Source organism: Vibrio parahaemolyticus, assembly GCF_900460535.1.
Lineage (GTDB): Bacteria > Pseudomonadota > Gammaproteobacteria > Enterobacterales > Vibrionaceae > Vibrio > Vibrio parahaemolyticus.
This window is the reverse complement of sequence record NZ_UHIL01000002.1, coordinates 1,462,695-1,488,027: the sequence shown is the minus strand read 5'-3', so window position 1 is coordinate 1,488,027 and position 25,333 is coordinate 1,462,695. Positions and strand designations below refer to the sequence as shown.

Annotated in this window: 19 protein-coding genes; 11 read left to right on the top strand and 8 right to left on the bottom strand. The window is 41.9% G+C overall.

Annotated features, from left to right (window positions below; genetic code table 11):
* Positions 1-2: 2 nt before the first annotated feature.
* Together DYB02_RS23805 and DYB02_RS23800 are read right to left on the bottom strand one after the other, a co-directional pair.
* Positions 3-755, bottom strand: a complete 753-nt coding sequence (locus tag DYB02_RS23805; RefSeq protein WP_005481305.1) for a CpaB family protein — start codon at positions 753-755, stop codon at positions 3-5.
* Between the two features lie 58 nt (positions 756-813).
* Entirely contained in the window at positions 814-1,068 is a 255-nt protein-coding gene (locus DYB02_RS23800) for a Flp family type IVb pilin (RefSeq protein WP_005481274.1), read from the bottom strand.
* 194 nt (positions 1,069-1,262) lie between these two features.
* Here DYB02_RS23800 and DYB02_RS23795 point away from each other — a divergent pair, with 194 nt between their 5' ends.
* Positions 1,263-1,706 (top strand): A24 family peptidase, encoded by a 444-nt coding sequence (locus DYB02_RS23795; protein ID WP_024702891.1) that lies wholly within the window; start codon positions 1,263-1,265, stop codon positions 1,704-1,706.
* A 52-nt stretch (positions 1,707-1,758) separates the two neighbouring features.
* Here DYB02_RS23795 and DYB02_RS23790 read toward each other — a convergent pair whose 3' ends face one another.
* From DYB02_RS23790 to DYB02_RS23780, 3 genes are all read right to left on the bottom strand, one after another.
* Positions 1,759-2,667, bottom strand: a complete 909-nt coding sequence (locus DYB02_RS23790; protein ID WP_005454057.1) for a LysR family transcriptional regulator — start codon at positions 2,665-2,667, stop codon at positions 1,759-1,761.
* Positions 2,668-3,274: 607 nt separating this feature from the next.
* Positions 3,275-4,258, bottom strand: coding sequence for a GlxA family transcriptional regulator (locus DYB02_RS23785; RefSeq protein WP_017447650.1), 984 nt, complete (start codon positions 4,256-4,258; stop codon positions 3,275-3,277).
* A 46-nt stretch (positions 4,259-4,304) separates the two neighbouring features.
* Positions 4,305-7,340, bottom strand: a complete 3,036-nt coding sequence (locus tag DYB02_RS23780) for a M6 family metalloprotease domain-containing protein (RefSeq protein ID WP_029853362.1) — start codon at positions 7,338-7,340, stop codon at positions 4,305-4,307.
* A gap of 266 nt (positions 7,341-7,606) precedes the next feature.
* Between DYB02_RS23780 and DYB02_RS23775 the strand changes: the two genes are divergently transcribed.
* The 4 genes from DYB02_RS23775 to cqsA all read left to right on the top strand — a co-directional run bounded on the left by DYB02_RS23775 (position 7,607) and on the right by cqsA (position 13,504).
* The gene (locus DYB02_RS23775; RefSeq protein WP_029853361.1) at positions 7,607-9,817 is read left to right on the top strand and encodes a M9 family metallopeptidase; all 2,211 of its coding nucleotides are present in this window, start codon (positions 7,607-7,609) and stop codon (positions 9,815-9,817) included.
* Positions 9,818-9,996: 179 nt separating this feature from the next.
* Positions 9,997-10,734, top strand: a complete 738-nt coding sequence (locus DYB02_RS23770) for an EAL domain-containing protein (protein WP_021821556.1) — start codon at positions 9,997-9,999, stop codon at positions 10,732-10,734.
* A gap of 289 nt (positions 10,735-11,023) precedes the next feature.
* Positions 11,024-11,968, top strand: a complete 945-nt coding sequence (ylqF, locus tag DYB02_RS23765; protein WP_005454328.1) for a ribosome biogenesis GTPase YlqF — start codon at positions 11,024-11,026, stop codon at positions 11,966-11,968.
* Between the two features lie 354 nt (positions 11,969-12,322).
* Positions 12,323-13,504, top strand: coding sequence for an alpha-hydroxyketone-type quorum-sensing autoinducer synthase (gene cqsA, locus DYB02_RS23760; protein WP_021450908.1), 1,182 nt, complete (start codon positions 12,323-12,325; stop codon positions 13,502-13,504).
* A gap of 77 nt (positions 13,505-13,581) precedes the next feature.
* On the opposite strand, the gene DYB02_RS23755 is transcribed toward cqsA, so the two are convergent.
* A complete protein-coding gene (locus tag DYB02_RS23755; protein WP_029805153.1) occupies positions 13,582-15,630 on the bottom strand; it encodes an ATP-binding response regulator in 2,049 nt (682 codons plus the stop codon).
* A 319-nt stretch (positions 15,631-15,949) separates the two neighbouring features.
* Between DYB02_RS23755 and DYB02_RS23750 the strand changes: the two genes are divergently transcribed.
* On the top strand, positions 15,950-16,567 hold the full coding sequence (locus DYB02_RS23750; protein ID WP_029805156.1) for an HAD family hydrolase: 618 nt from the start codon (positions 15,950-15,952) through the stop codon (positions 16,565-16,567).
* 86 nt (positions 16,568-16,653) lie between these two features.
* Here DYB02_RS23750 and DYB02_RS23745 read toward each other — a convergent pair whose 3' ends face one another.
* The gene (locus DYB02_RS23745; protein WP_005481267.1) at positions 16,654-17,202 is read right to left on the bottom strand and encodes a GNAT family N-acetyltransferase; all 549 of its coding nucleotides are present in this window, start codon (positions 17,200-17,202) and stop codon (positions 16,654-16,656) included.
* Between the two features lie 271 nt (positions 17,203-17,473).
* Between DYB02_RS23745 and DYB02_RS23740 the strand changes: the two genes are divergently transcribed.
* From DYB02_RS23740 to DYB02_RS23725, 4 genes are all read left to right on the top strand, one after another.
* A complete protein-coding gene (locus tag DYB02_RS23740; protein WP_029805158.1) occupies positions 17,474-18,598 on the top strand; it encodes an acyl-CoA desaturase in 1,125 nt (374 codons plus the stop codon).
* Between the two features lie 353 nt (positions 18,599-18,951).
* Positions 18,952-20,319 (top strand): anaerobic C4-dicarboxylate transporter DcuC, encoded by a 1,368-nt coding sequence (gene dcuC / locus DYB02_RS23735; RefSeq protein WP_005454288.1) that lies wholly within the window; start codon positions 18,952-18,954, stop codon positions 20,317-20,319.
* A gap of 229 nt (positions 20,320-20,548) precedes the next feature.
* Positions 20,549-21,139, top strand: a complete 591-nt coding sequence (locus DYB02_RS23730; RefSeq protein ID WP_005486526.1) for a LemA family protein — start codon at positions 20,549-20,551, stop codon at positions 21,137-21,139.
* Positions 21,139-22,992 carry a M48 family metallopeptidase gene (locus DYB02_RS23725; protein WP_029805159.1) on the top strand — a complete coding sequence of 618 codons (1,854 nt, stop codon included), beginning with the start codon at positions 21,139-21,141 and terminating at the stop codon, positions 22,990-22,992. Before DYB02_RS23730 ends, DYB02_RS23725 begins: the two co-directional genes overlap by 1 nt.
* A gap of 154 nt (positions 22,993-23,146) precedes the next feature.
* On the opposite strand, the gene DYB02_RS23720 is transcribed toward DYB02_RS23725, so the two are convergent.
* Positions 23,147-23,503, bottom strand: a complete 357-nt coding sequence (locus DYB02_RS23720) for a hypothetical protein (RefSeq protein WP_005454342.1) — start codon at positions 23,501-23,503, stop codon at positions 23,147-23,149.
* 575 nt (positions 23,504-24,078) lie between these two features.
* Between DYB02_RS23720 and DYB02_RS23710 the strand changes: the two genes are divergently transcribed.
* Positions 24,079-25,311, top strand: a complete 1,233-nt coding sequence (locus DYB02_RS23710) for an L-lactate MFS transporter (RefSeq protein WP_005486542.1) — start codon at positions 24,079-24,081, stop codon at positions 25,309-25,311.
* Positions 25,312-25,333: the final 22 nt, after the last annotated feature.

Genomic DNA, 25,333 nt, shown 5'->3' with positions numbered 1-25,333 from the left:
CCTTAATTCCCTCTCAGCTGTCGAACGCCAAATCGATGCTCAATTAAATCGCTACTTTTCACAGATAAGTATTTATGAACCATCTTTGCAGGAACCAACGTTATAGCTCCGATCTTTTGTGCCATTTCAAGCTTAAGTACTTGTTTAACGGTCAACGCGATGATCAAGCCATAGTCTTCGTTTGACGAATCATCTTCAGACACATTCATCGCCTGTAAAACTAAAGCACCATCAATAATGACGTTGCTTGTTAAACTATCGATATCGGAATAACCGCTTTCTAATAAATTCGATTGAGATGAGGTTGTAGCGACAAAGCTGACGCGGTCGCCAGGTTGTATTGGTAACGCCTCAACAATGCTACTGCCTTGAGAAAGGTAGTAATAAGGGACCTGATCTTTTTTAAGCGAAAGATACATGTAATCTTTTTCGCCTGGGTTAGAAACCAAGTTTGACGTTAGTTGAGTTCCTTCGGTGACATCTTTTGCCCATAGAGCGCCAGATTCAATCTTGATACTCGTATAAGGGGTATAAGAATGCTGTTTTGCTTCTGACTCTGAAAACTCTCGAATATCAATTGCATCAATATTGACGGGATCAGCTTTGTTCACAGTTCGATTAACAAATGCGACTTGTACAAACACTTCATTTTCCACGACAGCCACAGGCTCTGGCTGGTCAAAGAAATCACTGACGTAAAAAAAGGCCAAAAACATAGTGATGGCAACAAATACAAAAATTAATGCTCTACTCATAGAATAAAAACCTTAAAAGAGAGGGTTTCCCCTCTCTCTAAATTTATAACGGGTTAACTTATCCTTGTTTACCGTCGGCAGTACCGCCTTTACTACCACTGCCACCGGCTGAATTAGCACTATCCATCGACGTAGAGATCTTACCCATTGCATCATTTAACGTTGTTTTCAAAGTGCCATCTTTGAATACAAATAGAATAATTGAAGACATTGCTACAGCGATGATTGCGTATTCCACAGCAGTGACACCACGTTTGTCAGACTTAAATTTATTGCGGATATTACGAAGTTTAGAATTGATATTTAAAAGCATGTTTACCTCTATTTCCCTTGAATTAATCACTCATTTCGTGAACGAAGAAAATTTACATCAACAGAAACAATCACACCAATTAAGCTTTTTTATTTACATATAAGATGTTGTTATAAAAGTAATGAAATCCATTACATAATTTTTTATTATCCAAAATGATTTGAATTTAGAAGTAACACATTTAAAATAGTAAAATGAATTATATAAATTTTGCTTTATGGCTAACTTGCCTGGTTAATGTCTTACTCATATTCTATGGTGACATTCGCTATAGAATTGTGAAACATCGATTTCTTCTTATTATCTTCATTACTTCACTACTTAGCTTGTTCTTTACTCCAGAACCACTAACTCAGCTCGCAGTGAGTACCTCTGTTTTTATTTGTTTCTTTATACTTTGGTTGATAAATATTGTAGGCGGAGGGGATGTAAAACTCATTGGTGCACTTTTCTTAGGAGTGAACGATGAATATATGTTAGCGGCAATAGTAGCGATAGGATTATTGGGTGGGATTCAAATATTGGTTATGTGGTTAATGTCTGTTTATCGCAAAAAAACACCTTTTGAGAATGGTATCCCTTACACAATACCAATTGGTATAAGTGGGCTCTTTTTCTTCTACATGTCATTAATTTAATCATTATTAAAACAAACGCCATGTCTATTTATTCAATAGGCATGGCGTTTTTCTACATCACTTCACAACTGGTTAGTAAGCGACCCGTAGGTGGCCTACCAACCACGCCTTTAGAAGTAAGTCGGAATGTTTCGGTAATCAAACTTCTCAAACGTTCTTGGTCAATTTTCTTCGCGGCAGAATCATTACACCATACGTACATCTCGATATACTTGGATAGCGGATATTGGCTACACTTGTAATCGCCTAATGTCCAACTAGGACAGATAACAAAAGTATTTGCCGCTTGCAGTTCATTGATCATCAACCGAGAGGAAGAAGTGGTAAGCCAATGTTTTACCTTAGAAATATCCACCCCAGAAGAATCAAGCAATACTTCAGCATCTCGCCTAGTCAAAGTATTACAAAAGACGATTCGCTCAGGGTAGCACTCCTCAGGTTTGACGGCACAGTCGCAAGCTAAAATGTATTGCTCTCTATTTAGGGGGAAAACGCGACCTTCCACGGATGTGGTGTCACCAATAGCGAAGACTAAATCGTGGTTATCTTTATCAACACAGTTCATGTCGCTATAACTTGTAATAGCCAACTCGACGTCGTTATACACTCTAAAAGAGCTAATTACCTTCGCGACCAATTCAGGGGCAAATGAATCAGATATCGCAATAGAGTACCGATCAAACATATCTACTTGAGCCAATTCGTCAAATAATTGGTCATATAAAGACATTGTTCTGTCTGTATAACTAAGCAATATTTGGCCATGTTTAGTCAGATTGAATCCATCTTTTCGATCGAAGACTTCAGCCCCTATAGTACATTCAAGTTTTTTAATATGTTGTGAAACGGCTGGTTGGGTTAAATATAGACTTTCTGCTGCCGCAGTAAAACTTCTATGCCTTGCAACATGTGAAAAAGTGCGCAAGTACTTTACATCGATGGTACGTTTATTAGCTTTCATTTAAATAACACCAAGACCCAATAATTTTCCGATAGTTATAATTTTTATAAATCCATAAAGCTACAGATGAAGCCAGTTAATAAATAGCTCCCCTCTATAACTCAGTGTCTTATTTTACGTCTAAGCATTAAACAGTTGTATAAGAAACCAATTGCTTACTCATTGAGTTTACCACTGATCCGACAAGATAAAAAACATTGTAAATATCTGTTTTAACTATTATTTCACGTTGCGAAATAATTAATTAAAAAAAGATAACTTTATAATATTGTGTCTTAATCACCCCCTTTATAAGGTCTAAATCCCCCTTTAATTTTAAGTAATTACTTAATAATATTCATATTGGTTTATTTCATAACAAACAATATACATTATATGAACGACAATATTATTAATAGAAATTAAGTAATTATAAGAATACGTATATATAAGTATAAGTTACCGTTATTAAAAATCAATTCAAGACTAACCCATTTATACTCGAACGAAAATGGCAAACGTTTGCCATTTTCGTTCGAACTATAATATGGATTTAAAACGAATGTAAATACGACTATTCAATTAATAATGTTGTATAGATCATGATTCTGGCCATGAGATATGCTTATCATTCAGCTTTAACTTGGTTTCTTTTACGATATTCAAGCGGAGAACAATCATTTTCTCGTTTGAATATCTGCCTGAAAAACTGTGTATCAACATAACCAGACCGACTTGCAACTTCATCAATTGACAACTTTGTTGACCTCAACAGTTCTTTTGCAAAAGATAAACGCCCTAACTGAATAAACTTTAACGGACTGATGGATGTCGCCTCTTTAAATCGGCGTTTTAACTGCCGTTCTGATAAGCAAGCTTCATTCGCTAAATCACTGATAGAGACGATGTCTAGATCCGTGGTGAGAATCCATTTTTGGATTTTTAGAATCAGCTCATCTCTGTGTTGCATGTAACGGAAAACATCACAGTATGAATGAGAGTTTCCACTGCTCTCTATTGTACTTAAAAACTGGTTACCAAGGTTTCGAGTGTGCTTTCCAAAATACTCTTCTACTATTTCCAGCATCACACTTGAGTGAGAGTAAGGTCCAGACGAAAGATAGACGTTTCCGTCAATGAGTGCTTTCTGCTCAGTCATGAGCATTATCTCAGGGAACAGTTCGCCAAAGAGGTGGGCGAAGTAAGAATGCATTACAGCTTTGTTTTGCTGCAAAAGACCGGCTTTCGCGACGACAAAAATACCGGTGTCAATTGCAACTATTTTGCTGCCTTTTAGGTGTAACTCTCTGATCCAATCGAACAATGCAGGATCGATCTTATCTAACGATTCTAAAGGATCGCCAATTGAGCCAATGATTAATATGTTTGTAAAATCAAATGATTGCCATTGTGCGGTGGGTTGAACACTGATCCCCCCTCGACCAATTAACGGCCGATTGTTTGGCGTAACGACGTGTGTCATGAAACCTTGGAACTCTGCAAACTCAGCAGCTGTTTCCAAGATCTCTAGTGAGCTTATTATTGATGCAAAATACCTCCCTGTCGGAGCAAGCGCTACGACACGGAGGTTTTTCTTATTGGTTTCCTTCAATCTTCATTCATCCTGCGAATATAAGACGATGAATTATAATATCTTTCTACCAAATATCATTTCTTATTACGAATCTATACAAATTATTAACCTTTGTTCTTAGGCTAATCAGAATCATACATAGAGTGACCCACAGCCCCATAGAGCCGCCTTCTTCACTCTTGCCAGGATCATTTTCCACAACGACTTCTTGCTTAACGACCATAACAACGCTCTTAGTAATAATTGCACCATCGTTGTCGTTTACCGCCACTTCAAACGTCAGCTTTTCACTTTTCTCACTCACTTTTGGTAACGTCACTTCTACACTTGCCGTGTCCGTGGTGGCAAACTGAGCTTTAGTCCCAGAAACTTGACGCCATTTGAATGAGTGATCCGTTGAATCAACGTCTTTTAAGCCAAGTACAGATAGTGTGACTTTTTCGTTTGATAGGCCTTCTTTACGACTCGCTTCAACAGCGAAGATCGGCTCATCATTAACCGCTTCGACCGTAATTACAGCCATAGCTGTATTAGATTCACGTCCGTTTTCTTTCACAATAGAAAACTCAAACTGGTCATTACCAAAGTAGTTTTCCTTACTTTGGTAGGTATTCCCATCAATCTTGCCGTGCATCGGCGGCTTTTTAATGACGATGGTGTCCCCTTTCTCTAGTCCTTGTTGCTGATGTAAGTTAAGTTCCAGTGGCGTATCTTCTAGCGCTTTGTATTGAAGACTATTCGCGGTGATTACTGGAGAATTGATCGTGATGACCACCTCTCCTTCTGCTGTCGTCCCAAAATCGTCAGACACTTGATACTTCATTACTGCTCGTTGTTCTGGAATGTCTGAAACAGGAACAGAATAGTGGATTTTTTGTCCTGAGATTTCAGCGCTACCAATCGAAGGCTTTGATGTGATCTTATCTAGCTTCAATGTGCTATTCGCATCCGATGAGTGGTCATTCGCCAGTACATCAATCGTAATACTTTCACCGCTTAATACAGTGACGGAATCCGTTTCAACCGTAATACTAGGTTTCGCCTGAGGTTTTTCTAACAAAGCAGCAAAAGGATAGTTACGGCCACGCCCTTCGCTTAATCCGCTCGTCTTGTACGAACTGGCATTTCCATAGAACTGCTTCTTTTTCTCTCCGTTAGACAAATAAGCGTCCAAGAATGAATAGCTGTATTCTGGCTTAGCGTTTTCTAGCTCAATGACCAACATCTGCTCACCTTCATCGATATCAAATGGTGATGCAAACATAACTCGACCACCAAACGTAGGAATCACCCCCGATGACACTTCAACTTGAGTGTCAACGTTAATAGACGCATTCCCCCAACGGTTTGTAGTCAGGTCATATTTAAACATGCGATAACGCATCTCGGAGTTTGGTAGGATTGGCTTAGCAAATAAGTAGAAACCAACCAAAGATTGGTAACCGTCGTTGTTTTCTAACCCAAACCCTATCGTATTGTTGCGGCTGTCTTCATACACGTACGTCCTTGAAAGTGACGTTATCCAAGCCGATTTATTCGTCGATGAAGGAATAGACGCTCGTAACGTGCCGCTTTGATCTGTACTGGCGATATCATTAATCGAGATATTGGTTTCCCGGCCACCTGTGATGAGTTTTAAAGAAGGAGTTGTATCGTCCGAAATAGTGACCACATTGCTTGAGCCCGGGAACACATCACCTTGATCTGACCAGCCACGAGTTTGTAGTTCATCCAGACCGTCCGCTTGGAATACCTGAACTTGCATTGGCCCTGTGTCATTGAAGCGGTTGTCAATACTTACGGCCGTGATCAAAAGACCTTCACCTGACAACGCACGGTCGTATTCCGTTTTTCTTCTGTTTTCGAAGTAAGCTCTTGGACCTTGCTGTTTCAAGTACGGATCGAGATACACCACACCCTCGCCTTGACGAGTCTCGATTGTGCTAGAACCAGACGCTTCAATCACTTTTGGCTTGATGAAACCAGCAGCTTCCTTACTCCATGCCAACATATTGACCGGCGTTTCCCCTGCATACGTATCACCTTGTTTACTTGCCCAGCTTCCGCCACCCATTAATCCCCATTGGCCAACAGAGCCGGAATGTTTGTAGGAGTACAAATCAGGTAGACCAAGCATCAAGTGTCCAAGCTCATGGGCAATCACGCCCATCGTAGATTGATGGTCACCTTGGAAGTCAGCAAACAAACAGTAATCTCGAATGGTCTTTTCATCGATCTCAATCGCATTATGACTATAACGATGAGGCCAAATGTACGGCGTATTTACCGAACCGGCAGATTTGTCATACCCCGCAAATACAAACATCACAGACAATTCGTCAGGTGTGATTTTGTCGTCGTTATTCAAATCGTAAGTAGACAAATCCACATAACGGTCTAACTTGTCGTAAGCGGCTTTAAAAGCCTCATTTAACTTACTGTCACAAGTCGCATCATTTTTTGAGTGGCAATTCGGATGAGCGATATCCAACGTAAGGTTGATGACACCATCGTTCGCCGTACCTTCCGTTTCTTTCGCAGGCTCTACAATGTAACGTCCGTAACTATTCTTACTGAAGTAGTCTTTTACACTTTGCTGATTATCACCAAAAATCACATTGGTGAAGTCATTCACAAAATCTTGGTTGTTAAAGCTCACCTGAACAACGAGCAAAGGTTGGTGCGTGGGCTCATTTGTTGCGTTTAGTGCTCGAATGGGAGTTTGCTCAAGATATGGCTCATTCATCGGATAAACGTGCTCAGAATGCAATAAAGAAGACGTCGGGGTGACGCGTTCTTTTAACAGCTCTCTGACTGCTTGTGGCATTTCTAATTTGGCTTCAACCCCAAGAGAAGTGACGACAAAACGCCCATCAACAATTTCATGATTACCATAAAACCACCCTGTCTCTTCATCGTAGACATAAATAATGCCTTCTCTATCTTGATACCAGAAAGACTCTTGATCGCCATAAAGTTTTAATTCTTTCTTTGAACCATCATTTAACTGAAATTGATGCCAAGTTGGCGCAGGAAGCGTATTGGCATGAGCAAAGGAAACCATCAAAGTGCTGATGATTGGAAAATATATTTTTTTCATATACCCGTCGACTAAAATAAAAAACCAAGCGTTATGTATATCAAAATCAATTTTTCCTTCCCAATTAACATTTCTACTGAATTTATAAATAATAGTTATTTGTTCAATATCACATAAAAATAGGCGTGTTGAGCATAATACATTTTTATCTAGCCATTAAATTCTATTATTTAACTATGCATCAGTAAAAATATATATTTGACGCCCATTTCAAATACAATACTAATTCTATGAAAAATATTAAAACTGCATGTCTTCTATTATCCATGCTTGGTGTTTTAACTGGATGTGGTGGTGATGATTCTTCCGGTGGAGTCAAGACTGTTCCCGTCGCTGGCGTAGATTCTGGCGACAAAAACGATGACAACGCTGACGTAGATTCAACTGTGGATGACGATAAAGATACAGATACAGATACAGATGATGATTCCACGAAAGACGACGATACGACCGACGATGACACCGTGGTAGATGACGATACCGAGCTTTTCCCACACAAAGGAAAATGTACTGTTGAAGATTTTACGGTTGACCGAGTCAATATCGAATCAAGAGTCGCAAACAGTGACTACGAGTGCATGAGAACGTGGTTTTCTCCATCGTTAGAGCAAGCAGACGTCGTCTTCAGTACCATGAGCGTGAGTCGAATTACTGGCGGATTAAAAAAGGCAATTGAAGCTTATAAAGGAACAAAAGAGCAAGCTCAGCAAATATACTATTTAGGTGAGTTCATTAAGGCAGCTTACAAAAACCGACACGATACCTTTGCTAAAAAGTTGCAACCTTTCTCATCCGAATTAAGCGCAGATATTGCCAATACCATTCAACAGTTTTTGCGCTCGCCATACGCTCTAACTGAAGGTCGCGAACAGCAAGAAGCGCTCGCATCCATGTTGATTGTTGTTGATAGTATTCGACAACTCGCCATCGCCGCACCCGATGTTTTCGCTATTCTTGATAGCTTTTCAGCGGATAAAAGCGACAGCTATTACTACCGTAAAGCCATCAACAATATCTTTGTCGCTATAGCTGGGCACTCACAAACCAAAGCGTTTTACGATGTGATTGAATCTGACTCAAGTTATATCCATCGTTTGAGTGGTTTTATTACCAACAACGAATGGGCGATAGGCACGGATTCTGAACAACTACTTGGCAATGCCGCGCGAGAGTTCGCTAGGCTGATAAAAACTGAAGATGCAGAGACAAAAAAAGTCGTTGTCGACACTTTAGATTCTTTGTTAAAGCGCTACCCGCTAGGCGGTAAGTCAGACAGAATTTGGGTTGGCATCGCCGAAATGGTTGACGCTTATGCATCAGATTATCTTGAGCAACTAGGGCTAAGTAACTCAAAATCCGTATTAAAACAGCGAATAATGACATTCAGTTATGATTGTCGCGGACCCGCGCGAATTCTTGCTCAAGAGATGACCGAAGCTCAAGCAATAACAAGCTGCGAAACATTAAACCTCAAAGAAGATGACTTCCACCAAACTGTTAATACCGGATATCAGCCTGTCGCTGATGATCATAGCGATAGTGTCGATGTTATTGTTTTTAAAACCAAAAGTGACTACTCGACCTACTCCAGGTTCCTTTTTGATAACACAACCAACAACGGCGGACAGTTCCTTGAGCGAGACCCATCAAAACAAGGAAATGTACCTCGATTCGTCGCTTATCAAAACGGATGGGACGACGACTTTTCGATTCTAAACTTAGAGCACGAATATGTGCATTATTTAGACGGTCGATTCAACCAATACGGTAACTTCCATGACACAATGCGCGAAGGCAATATCGTGTGGTGGTTGGAAGGTTTTGCTGAATACATGTATTACAAAGAGAGCTACAATGCTGCTCTAGTACTTGGCAAAGAAAAGACGCACACATTGGCAGACGTGTTCAGTACGAACTACAGCGACGGTTTAAACCGTGTGTATCGCTGGGGCTACTTAGCTGTACGCTTCATGATAGAGAAACACCCTGAAGACGTTACTGAACTGTTAGGTTACTCGCGTACCGGCCAATACAAAGAGTGGGTAAAACTGCTTGAACGATTAGGTCCTGCTTACAATACCGAGTTTCATTCGTGGCTGGATGAGGTCACAAAAGACATTGACGATTCGGATATTTCTCAGCCAAAACCGAAAGAGAAGCCTAAGAAAATCGAACTCAATACCAGCATCCAAGTAAGTGGTAAAAAGTTCTCTGAAACGCTCTTCTTTGTCGATGTTTCAGAAAGTTATAATCAACTGGAAGTGTCTATCTCCGGCACTGGTGATGCCGATCTATACGCTTGTTACGACAAAGTATGCCACTACTTCGAGTACGAATGGTCGAACTACACCCATGGCAGTAACGAAACGATTTCAATCCCAAAAAATGAAGACGGGTCGATCAAAATGGGACAATACTATTTCAGCATCAGTGGTCGTGAAGAATTCGACGTAGAACTGTCTGTTGTTGCGAAATAAATTTCTATCATCGTTCATTAGGCACCTGTTTTCTCGATGGTGCTTAATGAACATTAAATATTATTTATAGAGGTATTATAATTCTTAATTTCCTGACGTAATAACTTTAGATATAGAATATGAAACGATGTTTAAGTGTGAGTCAAACATAGTAATAGTAAACGGATAAAGTGGATAATATGAAAAGGAATATGCCTTACCTACCTAGCTTCAAATTGACTGACTTTGATATAAAAACGTTAGTACAACCTATCCTCTGTCCTAGAAGCCAAGAAATTCAATATTACGAAACTTTGTCTAAGATAAACACTTTTGATAAAAGCAACATAAACAACGACGTATTTTTTTCCATTATAGACAACACGTTTATTCAAACTCTCGCTTTACAACAAATTCGATTTTCTCTTGAAAAATACCCTCACCAACTACACTCTTTTAATATTAAACTCTCTTGTTTAGCTGACGAAGATTTTGTCCGTGAGCTTTTAAGCTTCAATGGTGCTAAGTTTGCTCTTGAGATAAGCGAGCTTGATTGTTATACCGAATCAAAAGAAATACGCGAAAACTTGTCAGTGTTACAAGCGAACAATATCGAGATTTGGCTGGATGACTATCACCGTAACAACAAGCTGGCTAACATGTCACTTGGCAACATACTTTGGGATCGTATCAAGATTGACAAAAGCTTTCTAAAACACGCCGACCAAGAGTCTATACAAGCACTAGAGTACTTCTTAGCCCCTTTCTGCTTACACGGATTGATCTTCGAGGGTGCTGAGTACATCGAACATCATAAGATGTTAAAGACAAGCCACTCATTAACTCAAGGTTACTATTACTTTAGACCGTCCCCAATAAATTCTCTCGACTCAAAACCGCGCGTTGCCGAGTCAATCAAACTCTCCTATGCGGGTTAAATAAAGCAAAGCAATTTGAACAGTTCCACTGTTGTTCATTTTTGTATTCCTTATTTAAGGCCATTATGTAGCAACTGAATACCTTTTATATTGGTCCTAGATGGTAAGAGGAACACGTTGAAACTCTGTTTCTAAATGATAAGGGTTTCTGAACGTTTTCCGCTACAAGATAAAGTGTTAAGATCCTCACATCTATGCTGTCGTAGTTTCAGGTGACCGATATCGTACCTTTGGTACCCCACCTCATACCTTCCACAGCTTAACCATAAATTTAAAGGCATATTTTCAAATGGTTAACAACTCAATCCAGTGGTTTCCTGGCCACATGCACAAAGCGCGTAAAGAGATCGAAGAAGCCATCCCGCAGGTGGATGTGATCATCGAAGTACTGGATGCTCGTATTCCTTTCAGTAGCGAAAACCCTATGATTTCAAAAATCCGCGGTGAAAAGCCTGTTGTAAAAGTGCTAAACAAGCGCGATTTGGCTGATCCAGAGCTGACGCAACTGTGGATTGACCATCTTGAGAAAGAACAAAACGTAAAAGCAATGGCAATTACGACTTCTGAGCCTCAAGAAGTACATAAAATTATGGAGCTTTGCCGTAAGCTTGCGCCACACCGTGAAGAAGTTGGTAAAAACATTCGTACCATGATCATGGGCATCCCGAACGTGGGTAAATCGACCATCATCAACACACTGGCTGGTCGCACTATCGCAGTAACAGGTAACCAACCAGCGGTAACGCGTCGCCAACAACGCATTAATTTACAAAACGGCATTGTTCTGTCTGACACTCCTGGGATTCTTTGGCCAAAAGTGGAAAACCCACATAGTGGTTTCCGTTTAGCGGCAACGGGTGCCGTAAAAGATACTGCAATGGAGTACGACGAAGTTGCGTTTTACACTGTTGAGTATCTAGCAGCGCATTACCCAGAACGTCTAAAAGAACGTTACCAAATCGAAGAGCTGCCAGAGTCTGACATTGAGATCATGGAAGAAATTGGCCGTCGTCGCGGCGCGCTACGAGCAGGTGGCCGAGTGGATCTTCATAAAGTATCTGAGATTCTACTTCACGAGCTTCGACAAGGTACACTAGGACAAATCACTCTTGAGCTTCCTGAGATGATTACTCAAGAACTGATCGAAGTCGAAATAGAAACGGCTCGCAAAGAAGAAGAGAAAGCGAAACGTAAGGAAGAACGTCGTAAACGTTACTTACGTAACAAACGCTAAGCTCTTTTTCTCACTCTATTCCTAGGCGCGATTTTCGCGCCTTTTTTGTCCGCCACTTTTACACCCAACTAGATAACCCCGCCTCATCAACGTAACCACTTTTTGTCGTATTTACGTGCAATTTTGTACTACATCTTTTACGGCGTACAACCACAAAAAACCATGTTTATTTATTGAACACAAACTAGTTTAGACCCCCGTAGCCTAAGGAGTTACAGCCACCATCCAACCCTTAAATATCGAGTTTGCAAGCGCTAGCAAAGTTATGCAACTTGATTAGTGACACTCTCCCCAAAATCCTCAATATAAATAAGGTCAGCGCTGGCGTTTTTCCAAATCACAAAGAGATTTATTATGTGTACTAAAAACGAAACTAAACCACTGCCCTCTTTTATCGAGGAACGCCTTAATTTCCATATTCAAGATTTAATCAAATCTAACGAAAATCAAAAACACCTCGTTCTTGGCAAACGACCGTCCGAAAATGCCGTGGTAATGCAAAGCAATGATTACCTTTCACTCTCTCACAATGAGCTCATTCAGAAAGCGCATCGAGACGCAATTTCTGAACGAGATGACAATGTCGTGATGTCAGCAATCTTCTTGCAAGATGATCAATCAAAACCCGCCTTTGAGCACCAGCTAGCGACGTTTGTCGGCATGGAAAGTTGTTTGTTGTCACAATCAGGATGGGCAGCCAATATTGGTTTACTGCAAACCATCTGCGCGCCAAACGTTCCCGTATACATCGACTTTTTCGCTCATATGTCGTTGTGGGAAGGAGCGCGCACCGCTGGCGCGCAGATTCATCCTTTCATGCACAACAACATGAATCATCTGCGCAAGCAGATCCAACGCCACGGTGCGGGAATCATCGTTGTCGATTCTGTGTATAGCACGATTGGCACAATCGCCCCGTTACGTGCCATCTACGAAATGGCGAAGGAGTTCGATTGTGGCTTAGTGGTAGATGAATCCCATTCATTAGGCACACACGGACCAAAGGGTTCTGGATTATTACAAGAACTGGGACTAACACAGATGGTGGATTTCGTTACCGTAAGTTTGGCTAAAACGTTCGCCTACCGCGCTGGTGCGATTTTAGGCCCGAACAAGCTAGCACAATCGCTGCCCTTCGTGGCCTATCCTGCGATTTTTAGCTCAACGGTTTTGCCGCAAGAAGTCGTGCGTCTAGAAAAAACACTTGAGGTAATTAAAGCGGCTGACGACAAACGTGAATGTTTGTTCAAGCGAGCCAAAGAACTCGCCATCGGATTAAAACGTATTGGGTTTAACATTCGCAGCGAATCGCAGATTATTGCTCTTGAGTGTGGAAGTGAGAGAAACACTGAACGAGTACGCGATTTCCTTGAAGAAAGAGACGTTTTCGGTGCGGTGTTTTGTCGACCGGCCACGGGCAGAAACAAGAACATCATTCGATTTTCTGTCAATGCCGACATGACAGCTCAACAAGTGGATCACGTCTTATCGGCTTGTCAGGAGGCATTTGACCATCCCGACTTAGAGTTTGTGTAAGTTGATTCGTAGTGAACGCTGAGCCTACGCTTGGCTCCAGTGAAAGATCAGAGCTCAGTTCAATCCTGAGCTCTGTTTTAAATCCAGTTAGCAATTTTATCGAAAAGGCGATTCTTATCAGCGGGTTTAACGATAAAGTCGGACATGCCGGATGAGCCTATTTTATCTAGCGTTACAGGAGAACTGTCTCCCGTATGCGCAATAATCGGCACCGATGCATACGACTTTTCTGAGTTACGGATACGTCGCGACGCTTCTACTCCATCCATGATTGGCATCTCAATATCCATCAAAATCAGATCGATATTTTCTTTTTCAAGAGTGTCCAATGCTTGCTGACCATCTTCCTTTTGTACCACTTCAAATCCCTGCTTCTCTAGCAACATCGCCGTAAACTTACGCAGAGACTCGTTATCATCCACAACCATGATGGTTCGTTTGATGGATTTATCTAAAGGCGCAGATGGCAACGTTGAAGAGATATAAGTGGAATCATAAAGCAAACGTTCAATCGTAGCTTTGGTGTTTAGCAGCCACGCCTGAGTCTCTACCCAAATCGGATCATGGCCAACTTTTTTAGCTCGTTGCGCAGGTTTGTGCTCAAAAAGATACACCACACGCGCTTCAGTAAATGAAAGTAACGATTCGATTCTGTCTAATTGGTTTTCTAAAACATCAAGGCTTTCCACATCGACGAATATCAGGTCAAATTCAAACTCGTATTCTTTCTTTTTAAAGACGCTTTTTACATCTAAAACGGTGACATCAAATCCCATGAAGCGACTAATATCTGCCATTTTTTGCACGATAATGTCTTGATTACTGACCAATAAAATTGATTTCATTTTGGTCAGCTCATCTTTAATTTCCGTTACCGTATCTGATGTGATAGGCGGAAAAGTCAACGTAAACTGTGACCACTCTCCCGGCTGGGAAATGCACTTAATATTACCGCCAAACGAACGCATGACTTTCTTACAAAACGGTAGTCCAAGGCCATAACTGCCCGATTTACCTGTGGTATAGAAGTCCTGAAAGATATGTCGAATCACATCTGGCGCAATACCTGATCCGTTGTCCGTCACTACAATTTGGTTGACCGTGTCATTACTCTGCATACTCACATGAATATGAAACTCGTCTGAACTGCGATGATGAAATGCGTTCTTAAACAAGTTATACATGACGTACTTTAACAATGTATCGCTACCCAAAAAGTCAAACTCACTTCTTGCATCGAATGAAATCGCGAACCTGTCTGTCGAACGTTTATAACTGAAACTCTCAATGGCTTTTTCAACCACCGATTGAGCAGAATATCTTTTGAAGGAAGAGCGAGATACGCGATTTTCATCAATCGATGTGAGCAATAAATCGATTGTCTCGTTGCCTGAATGAATAATGTTCATCGCATCTTCGCTCACTTCACGGAGCAAGGTCACGTCTTCACCACTCATGACATACTGATCTTTTTTGCCCATCGCCTTTTTGTTAGGCAAGACAGACTGAATAACATCTATCGACGTACATAAGCCACTGAGTGGATTACGCATTTCATGAGCAATACCAGCGCCAAACGACTTCGCGAGCGATACTTTTGCTTCATGCTCGACCTGATTTCGGAAATAGAACATGTTGCCAAACACATAAATAAACAAAAATATCGGCACATGCGTCCAATCCATTGTGATATCGAGATGAAAGCCTTTCGCGATCCACGCAAAAAACGTCGCTAGACCAATACCAGCGAACGTCTGAGCAAACATGACCCTTGTGACATGAACCAACAAAATATGCAGGAAAATCGCCGACATGAATGACATCACCCAAACATTGGACCAATCATTCATGAGCAACATATAAAAAAAGAAGAAAGGTAAACAGGTCGTAATCGTTATTTGATAATAGACATGCACGTACTTTCGCCATGATGACGACAAACGGTTACGAAAAATGATGCCAAAAAACAGTGCGGAACAGAACAAACGTAGCGGCAAGTTTTCATAGGATTGCGGGAACATGAAGTCCCAAACGAAGTAGTAGAGCGGGAAGCCAATAAATCCCATCCAACCAACTAATGTTAAATTGGGCTCTGCGTACTCATATACCTTACGTATCGAATCCATACTATCTAATTTGTCTACTCCGCCTGACGTTCAAAGTTGTGACTTGCTATCTTTTTTATAATCACGTTGTTTTGTAATTATATATTACTTGCCAAATATAAGCAGCGCGAAATCCGTCAATTTATTCGCGATGCTTGTCTTTAAATTCAGTCTTTTATCTAAGTTCAGCTTGATTTCACGAATTTTTTGGTAACGAGTTCAATTGCATATTATTTTATTGTGATTCAAGTAGAATCAACTTATGCGAGGGCAACGCGAATGTTGTTCTCACTCATCTTAGTTTGATTACTCTGCCCAACTCACAAATCAAAGGTGTTCTATGGAAAGATCTCAAATTAAAAATGTTGTTTTCGATGTCGGCAACGTACTGGTTCGTTGGTCACCTCCAGAGATTGTACGCTTAACATTTGGTCATTCCGTAGACGCAGAACAAATGGCGAAAAGACTGTTCTCAAACAAGATTTGGCTAGACCTCAACAAAGGTTTGATCAGCGAAGAAGAGGCAATACACCGTTACCAACAAGAACTCGACTTAACGGCTGAAGAATGTTGCTGTTTCTTCTACTACGTAAAACAGACTCAGATTCAACTGTTCGGCAGTGTTGAGCTTTTACAAAAGGTGAAGCAAGCGGGTTACGGTGTCTACGCACTAACTGATAATGTTGTAGAAATTGTCGAACACTTAAAATCAACGTACAATTTTTGGCCTCTTTTTGATGGCGCGATTGTGTCTGCCGAAGTCGAACTTTTAAAACCTCAACCGGAAATTTATCAAGCGCTTCTCTCCCGCTACGACTTAAACCCATCAGAAACCGTTTTTCTGGATGATATGCCTTACAACGTCGAAGGGGCTAAACAGGTGGGCATGGCTGCTATTCAGTTTGAAAATGCGAGCCAATGTGAAAGTGAGTTAAAGGAAATGGGCCTGTCTTTTTAACTCGCCAGATTGTTAACTATCCCGCAAACAAAAAAGAGCAGCGTCAGTGCTGCTCTTATCGTCTCCGTTCTTTCGCTTAGAAAGCGTTATGAATAGATGACGTTTTCCTCAATGCCACTTACCAGCGCTTGCGCGTTAGACCAACGGAACACTTTCTCCATTACTTCTGTTCCGCCCGGAGCACGCCACGTACGCTCTTGGCATTCTTGTCCACCAATATGTTGATAGAACGAAATCGCTGACGTGTTTTGCGAGACTACTTCTAGATACAATCCTGAATCTTTGAAGTATTGCTGTTGCCACTCTGCAACGGCAAGCAAGAGTTGTTTGCCGATACCACGACCACGATAGCTATCATCAACATGCAGAGCGTCAATGAATGTACCGCGCTCAAAGTCATGATTGCCGAAGACACAGACAAAGCCGAGTAACAAGCCCCCCTCTTCTGCAAGAACGATATGTTGGTTAAATGGAGGATTGGTTAAGCGAGTCTGCCAAATCAACAATTTGTCGTCGATGGCTTCGCTGTCCAGGTAAGTGTTCGTTAAAATGCCTCGGTAGTGACGTTTCCAACTGTCCGCATGCAATTGAGCAATGCGTTCATAGTCCTTATATTCCGCTAATCGTAATTCCATTACGTATCCCTATTTTCTTACATTTTTGCTTTTCCACAGAGCCTTGGCATATTCCACCTTTATAAAGCCAATTACTTGGTAGATTTCATACACCTCAAGCCATAGCTCATTTTTTAATACTACTCATTATTAAATTAAAAGCAAAATATCCCAGTTAGAATTCCGGCTCAGCTCAACAAGAATAGTCACATTTATCTAACTTTAATTTGACTTACACGTGTTCGCTGATATTCTAGCGAACAGTTGTTAGCTCAAAGTTAGGAATACCTCAGTGAATCAAAACAAACCACCATTTATCTGGTTGAATATATTGATTTTTTCAGCCAGTTTTGTTCTAACGTTTATTGTAATGCCTTGGTACGCATATCATTATGGACTGGGCTGGGAACACTTGATTTGGGGTATCCTTGCATTCAGTTTCACTAACCTGTCGATTACTGCGGGATATCATCGCCTTTGGAGCCATAAAACTTACGAAGCTCATCCTGTATTACGTGCAATTTTCGCGATTGGCGGCGCTTTTTCTCTCCAAAACAGTGCATTACATTGGTCTTCTGATCACCGAGTGCATCACAAACATGTCGATAACAATGACAAAGATCCCTACTCCGCCAAACGTGGCTTTTGGTATTCGCATATTGGCTGGATGTTGCGCGACTACAATAAGTCTAAAGAAAATGAGTACACCAATTGCCGCGATCTAAAACGCGATAGCATTGTGATGTGGCAACACAAGTATTACGTGCCGTTAGCTTTGCTGACTAATATCGTTTTCCCTGTAGCTTTGGGTCTTATCTATGGGGATGTTTGGGGAATGCTGCTGGTTGTTGGCGCAGCTCGCCTGTTCTTGAGCCATCACACAACCTTCTTTATTAACTCTTTGGCGCATGTTTGGGGCAAGCAAACTTTTACGGACAAAAATACGGCCCGCGATAACAGTGTCTTAGCCTTCTTTACCTTTGGCGAGGGTTACCACAATTTTCACCACATCTTTGAGAATGACTACCGCAATGGTGTTTATTGGTGGCACTACGATCCAACTAAATGGCTGATCAAGTCTTGTTCTTGGTTGGGGCTGACGTCCAAGCTTCGCACTACATCAACTTTCCGAATTGAAAAAGCGCGAGCAACCCAGTTGTTGAAAAAAGCGAAAGAGAAACTGGAATCCAAACCCAATGCGCAAACAGTTCTCGATCAACTTCAGCAAGAGTTTGATGCATTGGTTCACCACATGCAGGAATACTACGAAGCACGCAAAGAGTTGCTCGGTGAAAAAACTGCGAACGTAGTGAAGAAATACGAGTGCTCTGTATCGAAATTGAAGTATCAACAACTTAAAACTGAGTTTGAGCGTCAACAACGTAGTTGGAACTTGATGATCCGTCGTTACGCATAATGCATTAAGTTGCTGAATAAGCCCCGCTTAGTCGGGGCTTTTTGTTTATTTTAGCCGTTACAAATGTGATCTAAATCGAATAATGTTTTTCGATTACTTTTAATTATTCCATCAGCATTTCATTCACCAATCTGCTTATATTTTCCTTCCATTAAAACTCAAAAAACCAGCGCATAACACCTACAAAACGAAATTGAAACAAGAGAATCTGTCGGATTTAATTATTAAATTATTATTTGTTTTAGATCATGCAAGTCCCAGATTAGCCTCGTGCCACAGTTAAGAATTCTGTAAATTCCTTGTCATAAATTGAAACAGAATCTTTCTTTTTTTCATAACATCTGGAGACCCCTATGCTAGAGCTCTTAATTGGCTTGGTAGTAACCATTGCGGTGGGCTATTTCATTGTCAAAGGTTACAAGGCAGCTGGCGTACTTTTAACCGCCGGTATCAGTTTGCTTCTTATGACTGGCTTTTTGGGCCATGACGTTCTGCCATCAAGCATCACCTCAACCGGTAACATGGTGACAGACTCGCTAGAATACGTGAAATACATGCTGCAATACCGTGGCGGCGGCCTTGGTATGCAAATCATGTTGCTATGTGGTTTCGCTTCTTACATGACTCACATCGGCGCGAACAACGTTGTCGTGAAACAGTTCTCTAAACCGCTTTCTGTTATCAAGTCTCCTTATGTCCTTTTGGTAGCGGCTTACATTGTGGCGTGTTTGATGTCTCTAGCGGTGAGCTCTGCAACAGGCCTTGGCGTTTTATTGATGGCAACCCTATTCCCAATGATGGTTGCGATGGGTATCTCTCGTCCTGCGGCTGTGGCAGTGTGTGCATCTCCTGCTGCTATTATTCTTTCTCCTACTTCAGGTGACGTTGTTATTGCTGCAGAAAAGTCTGGCTTGGCGCTAGATGTGTTTGCGGTACAAACTGTTCTTCCTGTTTCGATTTGTGCAATCGTCGTAATGGCGGCAGCAGCTTTCTTCTGGAACAAATACCTAGATAAGAAAGAAAATACGCCGATGGAAAAAATCGACGTATCAGAAATTAAAGCAGATGCACCAGCGTTTTACGCAGCACTACCATTCTTACCAATCATCGGTGTGTTCCTATTTAATGGCCGTACGATTCCTGGTCTTAGTCTAGATATCTACACCATCGTTGTGGGTTCTATTTTCCTTGGCGCACTTATCCATTATGTCGTGAACAAATTCGACGGCAAAAAAGCGCTTGAAGATTTGGATTCATGCTACGCAGGCATGGCCGATGCATTTAAAGGCGTTGTGATGTTGTTGGTGGCGGCAGGCGTATTTGCACAAGGTCTGATGTCTATTGGTGCTATCGATAACCTACTTCACCTTGCCGATAACGCAGGTGCGGGTGGCGTTGCACTAATGCTTATCCTAACAGGTCTAACCGTTGCAGCGGCTATTGCTACTGGTTCTGGTAACGCGCCTTTCTATGCGTTTGTAGAACTTGCGCCTTCTCTAGCGGCGAAAATGGGCATCAACCCTGCGTTCCTAATCATCCCTATGCTTCAAGCATCAAACCTAGGTCGTACCATCTCGCCAGTATCTGGCGTAATCGTTGCGACATCAGGTATGGCGAACATCAGCCCATTTGAAGTTGTAAAACGCACTTCAGTGCCTGTGCTTGCTGGCCTATTGACGGTAATCATCGGTACTATGGTACTTGTTCCGATGACAGCTTAATCACGGATTAGAATTTCTACATTCCACAAGGCTCGGCTTTCACGCCGGGCCTTTTTATTTTGCTCTCCTTGAGAATCCTTTACCTTTGTTCTTATCCCAAATGGCTCTCATATTTCTTACGCAATACGTGCCATATTTAAAAATACCCCACATTATAAGTAAGTCTAATTTGCTTAATATCTCAACTACTTATATAAAACACTGATACATTCACAAAATGGAACTCACTATGACTGCACTGATTGTCTTTATTGTTATTGTTCTGCTGGTTGTGGTTTACGCAATCAGTATTTACAACAAGCTCGTTACTCTACGAAATCGCTTTAAAAACAGCTTCGCTCAAATCGAAGTTCAACTGAAACGTCGATACGACCTAATTCCGAATTTAGTAAACACCGCTAAAGGTTACATGGATCATGAGAAGGAAACGTTTGAACGCGTTATCCAAGCTCGTAACCAAGCGATAGCAGGTTTAAAAGCCGCCAGTGATGCACCAGATAGTGATGCTGCAATTAGCCAGCTTAGCCAAGCAGAAGGCATGTTACAAAACGCTCTAGGCAAACTGAACGTTGTGGTAGAAGCCTACCCTGAATTGAAAGCAAACGAGACGATGAGCCAACTCCAAGAAGAGCTAACCAGTACCGAAAACAAAGTCGCGTTTGCCCGCCAAGCATTTAATGATGCCGTGACCAGCTACAACACTTACAAGCAAACATTCCCACCCGTTATCTTCGCGAACACATTTGGTTTCCAAGACGGTAAGTTACTTGAGTTTGCAGACACAGAAGCAATCCAAGAAGCGCCGAAGGTTGCGTTCTAATGGACTTTTTTCATCATCAAGACACTGCGCGCCAGCGAACTGGACTTTTGGTGATGCTATTCACTTTGGCCGTTTTAGCCATCACAGGGCTAGTGAGTGTCATGTCGATTGGCATCTACTTCTATTTCACTGGCGAACCGTTCACCACTCAATCCATCATCAGTTATTGTTTGTTGAGCTTTGTGGGCGTGCTATTGGTTGTCAGCATCAGCTCATTCATTCGTCTTAGTGAGCTAAACGCCAATGGTGGACGTGGCGTTGCAGAAAGTATCGGCGGCAAGTTGATTTCGACAGACACGTCAAATGCGAAACACCGCCAGTTACTCAATGTTGTGGAAGAAATGTCCATCGCGTCGGGGATTCCCGTGCCACCAGTTTATGTGATGACGGAAGAGCACGGCATCAACGCGTTTGCTGCAGGCATGAGCATTGATGATGCCGTCATAGGGGTAACGCAAGGAGCACTAGATGCATTTAGCCGTGACGAACTTCAAGGTGTAATTGCCCATGAGTTCAGCCACATCTTAAATGGTGATATGCGGTTGAATACTCGTCTGATTGGTGCGTTATTTGGCATTACCTGCATTGCTCATTTTGGTCATCTGATCTTGGATAACTCGAACAGCACTCGTCACGTATCACGTAGTTCTTCTGATTCAAACAAAGGCTTCGCTGTCATCATACTAATTGCGATTGTCTGCTTGGTGCTGGGTTGGTTAGGAACCTTGTTCGGCAACATGATCAAAGCAGCGATTTCGCGCCAACGCGAGTTTTTAGCAGACGCCAGTGCGGTGCAGTTCACTCGCAACGATCAAGGGATTGCGGGAGCGTTAAAGAAGATTGGCAGCAACGTTCAAGGCTCTACCTTAAACACGAAAGCCAGTGATGAAATGAGCCACATGATGTTTGGACAGAGTAAGTTGTCCGGTTTCTCTGGTTTGTTCGCGACACACCCACCATTGGACGAAAGAATTCGAAGAATCGAACCCAATTGGGACGGAAGCTACGCTCAACATTCTCATGCTCAAAACACGGCGTTCGGTAACGAGCAAGTCAGTGGCTTTGCCGTAGGTGGCGGCTCTCCTGCTTCGCAATCTGCCTCACCATCGGAGCAATTGAGTGAGACAGGCAAACAGTTGATCAGTCAATTACCACCAGAGTTAGTTGATATCGCACGTGAACCATATAGCGCCCGATTTATCGCATTCGCCCTCATTTTTGATGGCAGCGATATTCAGCGCGAAATGATTAAGTCGTACGTTCCACTCGCATCGCAATCTACATTGCTTCCCTGGTTAGATTACGACTTACCACTTCATCTGCGTTTCCCGTTACTCGAACTCGCTCTGCCGGCACTTAAATCGCTGAGTGAAGCCCAGAAAATCAGCTTATGTAAAGTGCTACGTGAGCTCTCAGAGACGGATAATCAATACTCGCTAGCCGAATGGTGTGTCATCAACTTACTAGAAAAGCAGCTACTCGCCTCTTTTGGATTCATCAAACAACACAAGACGTTGAAGCAATTAGAGGAAAGTGTGTTTTGGCTATTGCGAGAACTGGCATGGGTCAGCCACTCTCAAGCAGACAAAGCTCAGCGCGCCTACCATTGTGCCCTCGCCCATTTAGGCTTTCCTGAAGTGAAGTTAGAACCAGCTAACAGCAATTGGCATTTAAGTCGCGCCGCATTAGAGTTGTTGCTACAACTGAAACCCAATGACAGACGAATGTTCGTCAAAGCTTGTCGACTCGCGATTGAATCAGATGGGGAAATTACCGTTGCTGAAGGAGAACTCTATCGCGTCATTGCTTGCTTCCTTGAAGTACCGGAACCACCACTTACAATCTCGGGTTAGCTCAGGCTTGTCTTTTTAAGCCTTTCGCTCCAAACGAAGGTTATTTACTTCAACTTACGAAGAAACTTCACGCCAAATAGCGAAGTATCACCAAAACAAAAACGCCAGCGTTAATCGCTGGCGTTTTCTTATTTGTCGGTATCAAAGCGCTAAATTAAGCTGCTTTAAATCGCTCTGGAATTTGCGTGATGCTTTCACGATAGCTGAACCACAAGTACGTAACAGCAAGTGAAAAGAAAAGATAAGACAACGCAAACACGATTGGTGAAGTAATCAATTGCGCAGACATACCCCACATAACACCTACAACCGTAATAGTCAGTTTAGATAACATGCCGCAAATCAATAGAAACAGCGCTAACTGCGGAAAACGCGAGCTACGGAAAGCAAAGAAATAACAGCTACCCACTGCCAGAGAAGCAATAGATAAACCTAACATAAATGAATGGATGTGATCTGCAGATGCTACACCAGCAGAAACAGAAGCCATGAGTAATAGGAACAATTTCATAAGTCACCTCACAACAAGTCTAAAAAAGCATCCCTTCATAAATGAAAACTCATTTTGCGCTCCATTTTGCTTATCTAGATCGCAATATCAAGCACATTTTTTATTCACTTTCGTCCTTGCTGACAACTCAGAGCGCGCACTTTACATACAGTTAACAAGCGGAATTTTATAAAGCCTTTAAATTCGGCACTTCGGCTGCTTAGCACTTATTTTGAGCACTTTTGTTACAAAAAATTAACTCAAAAACATTTTGAAACTATTTACAGGAAATGTGAGCTAAACGTCGAGTCGTTCTGAATTCACTCAGTTGCACTTAGCTTTACAGGATTGAAAACAAAGCACATTACGTTAGATCAACATTTTTCCTATATACAAAACCATCAATTAACAATTGATTTTATATTTTCAAATTATTTTTAGATCTGTAAGTAAAAAGAGATTCCAATCACATCTTTATTGGTTATAATCCGCGCTCATTGCGTTAAACGTTGAAAAACGCAAACTAATTTTGAGAAAAAACATCTTTAAACCAACACCTCTTTGCGTTGTAGCAAGAGGTAAAACTGAGAATGAAAATGAGCAAGATTGATAAAGCTATGCGCATCCTGCTTGCAGGGTTCTGTATCAACCTTTGTCTTGGCATCCTGTATGCTTGGAGTGTATTCAACAAGGCATTGGTGACTGAATCAGGCTGGAGTGCTGCAGAAGCTTCTGCACCTTACGCAACTGCAACGATCACCTTCTCTATCTGTCTTCTTGTTGCAGGTATCCTTCAAGACCGTATGGGTCCGCGTATGATCCTTATCCTAGGTACTGTTCTTACAGGTCTAGGCATGATCGCATCTGGCTTTGTTGATTCTCCACTAATGCTGAACATTACGTTTGGTGTGATCACAGGTGCAGGTATCGGTTTTGGTTATGCATGTCTGTCACCTTCTGCGATGAAGTGGTTCCACGCTTCGAAGAAAGGTATGGTTAACGGCATTATTGCGGCAGGTTTTGGTCTAGCGGCTATCTACCTTGCACCAGTAACGTCTGCGCTGATCGACAGCATGGGCATTCAAACCAGCTTTATGGTTCTTGGTGTTGGTATCCTAGCGATTGCGGTTCCTCTTGCAGCAACCATCAACAACCCACCAGCAGACTACACACCTGCAGAGCCGAAAGTAAAAGAAGGCCAAGCACCTAAAGCGGTGAAAAAGTCAGATGACCTAACTTGGAAAGCAATGTTGAAAACGCCACAGTTCTACTCTCTATGGATCATGTACGCGTTCGCAGCTTCTGTTGGTCTAATGATCATCGGTAACATCACGACAATCGCAAGCGTTCAAGCAAACTTGCCAAACGCGGTTTACCTAGCGTCCATTCTTGCTGTATTCAACTCTGGCGGTCGTGTTGCTGCGGGTATGCTTGCAGATAAAATCGGCGGTGTTCGTACGCTTCTACTCGCGTTCGTTCTACAAGGCGTAAACATGGTGTTGTTCGCAACGTTCGATTCTGAGTTTACTCTCATCATCGGTACAGCAATCGCAGCGGTAGGTTACGGTACGCTTCTAGCGGTGTTCCCTACTCTAACGGCTGAGTTCTACGGTCTGAAAAACTACGGTACTAACTACGGTGTGCTTTACACTGCATGGGGTATCGGTGGTGCAATCGGCGCAGCAGTTGTTGGTTTCTCGATGACAAATGGCGACGGCTACACCTTGGCTTACACTATTTCTTCAGCAATGATGGCTGTATGTATCGTACTTGCGTTCATCACTAAGCCACTGTCTGAAGCGAAAGTAGCACAGCTAAAAAACGCATAATTGCGAATTGATTTGATAGCGA

What these genes read in the sequence shown, in the direction of transcription:
- DYB02_RS23805 (WP_005481305.1), bottom strand. Translation starts at nt 755, where the DNA reads ATGAGTAGAGCATTAATTTTTGTATTTGTTGCCATCACTATGTTTTTG.
- DYB02_RS23800 (WP_005481274.1), bottom strand. Translation starts at nt 1,068, where the DNA reads ATGCTTTTAAATATCAATTCTAAACTTCGTAATATCCGCAATAAATTT.
- DYB02_RS23795 (WP_024702891.1), top strand. Translation starts at nt 1,263, where the DNA reads ATGAATTATATAAATTTTGCTTTATGGCTAACTTGCCTGGTTAATGTC.
- DYB02_RS23790 (WP_005454057.1), bottom strand. Translation starts at nt 2,667, where the DNA reads ATGAAAGCTAATAAACGTACCATCGATGTAAAGTACTTGCGCACTTTT.
- DYB02_RS23780 (WP_029853362.1), bottom strand. Translation starts at nt 7,340, where the DNA reads ATGAAAAAAATATATTTTCCAATCATCAGCACTTTGATGGTTTCCTTT.
- DYB02_RS23775 (WP_029853361.1), top strand. Translation starts at nt 7,607, where the DNA reads ATGCTTGGTGTTTTAACTGGATGTGGTGGTGATGATTCTTCCGGTGGA.
- DYB02_RS23770 (WP_021821556.1), top strand. Translation starts at nt 9,997, where the DNA reads ATGAAAAGGAATATGCCTTACCTACCTAGCTTCAAATTGACTGACTTT.
- ylqF (WP_005454328.1), top strand. Translation starts at nt 11,024, where the DNA reads ATGGTTAACAACTCAATCCAGTGGTTTCCTGGCCACATGCACAAAGCG.
- cqsA (WP_021450908.1), top strand. Translation starts at nt 12,323, where the DNA reads ATGTGTACTAAAAACGAAACTAAACCACTGCCCTCTTTTATCGAGGAA.
- DYB02_RS23755 (WP_029805153.1), bottom strand. Translation starts at nt 15,630, where the DNA reads ATGGATTCGATACGTAAGGTATATGAGTACGCAGAGCCCAATTTAACA.
- DYB02_RS23750 (WP_029805156.1), top strand. Translation starts at nt 15,950, where the DNA reads ATGGAAAGATCTCAAATTAAAAATGTTGTTTTCGATGTCGGCAACGTA.
- DYB02_RS23745 (WP_005481267.1), bottom strand. Translation starts at nt 17,202, where the DNA reads ATGGAATTACGATTAGCGGAATATAAGGACTATGAACGCATTGCTCAA.
- dcuC (WP_005454288.1), top strand. Translation starts at nt 18,952, where the DNA reads ATGCTAGAGCTCTTAATTGGCTTGGTAGTAACCATTGCGGTGGGCTAT.
- DYB02_RS23730 (WP_005486526.1), top strand. Translation starts at nt 20,549, where the DNA reads ATGACTGCACTGATTGTCTTTATTGTTATTGTTCTGCTGGTTGTGGTT.
- DYB02_RS23725 (WP_029805159.1), top strand. Translation starts at nt 21,139, where the DNA reads ATGGACTTTTTTCATCATCAAGACACTGCGCGCCAGCGAACTGGACTT.
- DYB02_RS23720 (WP_005454342.1), bottom strand. Translation starts at nt 23,503, where the DNA reads ATGAAATTGTTCCTATTACTCATGGCTTCTGTTTCTGCTGGTGTAGCA.
- DYB02_RS23710 (WP_005486542.1), top strand. Translation starts at nt 24,079, where the DNA reads ATGAGCAAGATTGATAAAGCTATGCGCATCCTGCTTGCAGGGTTCTGT.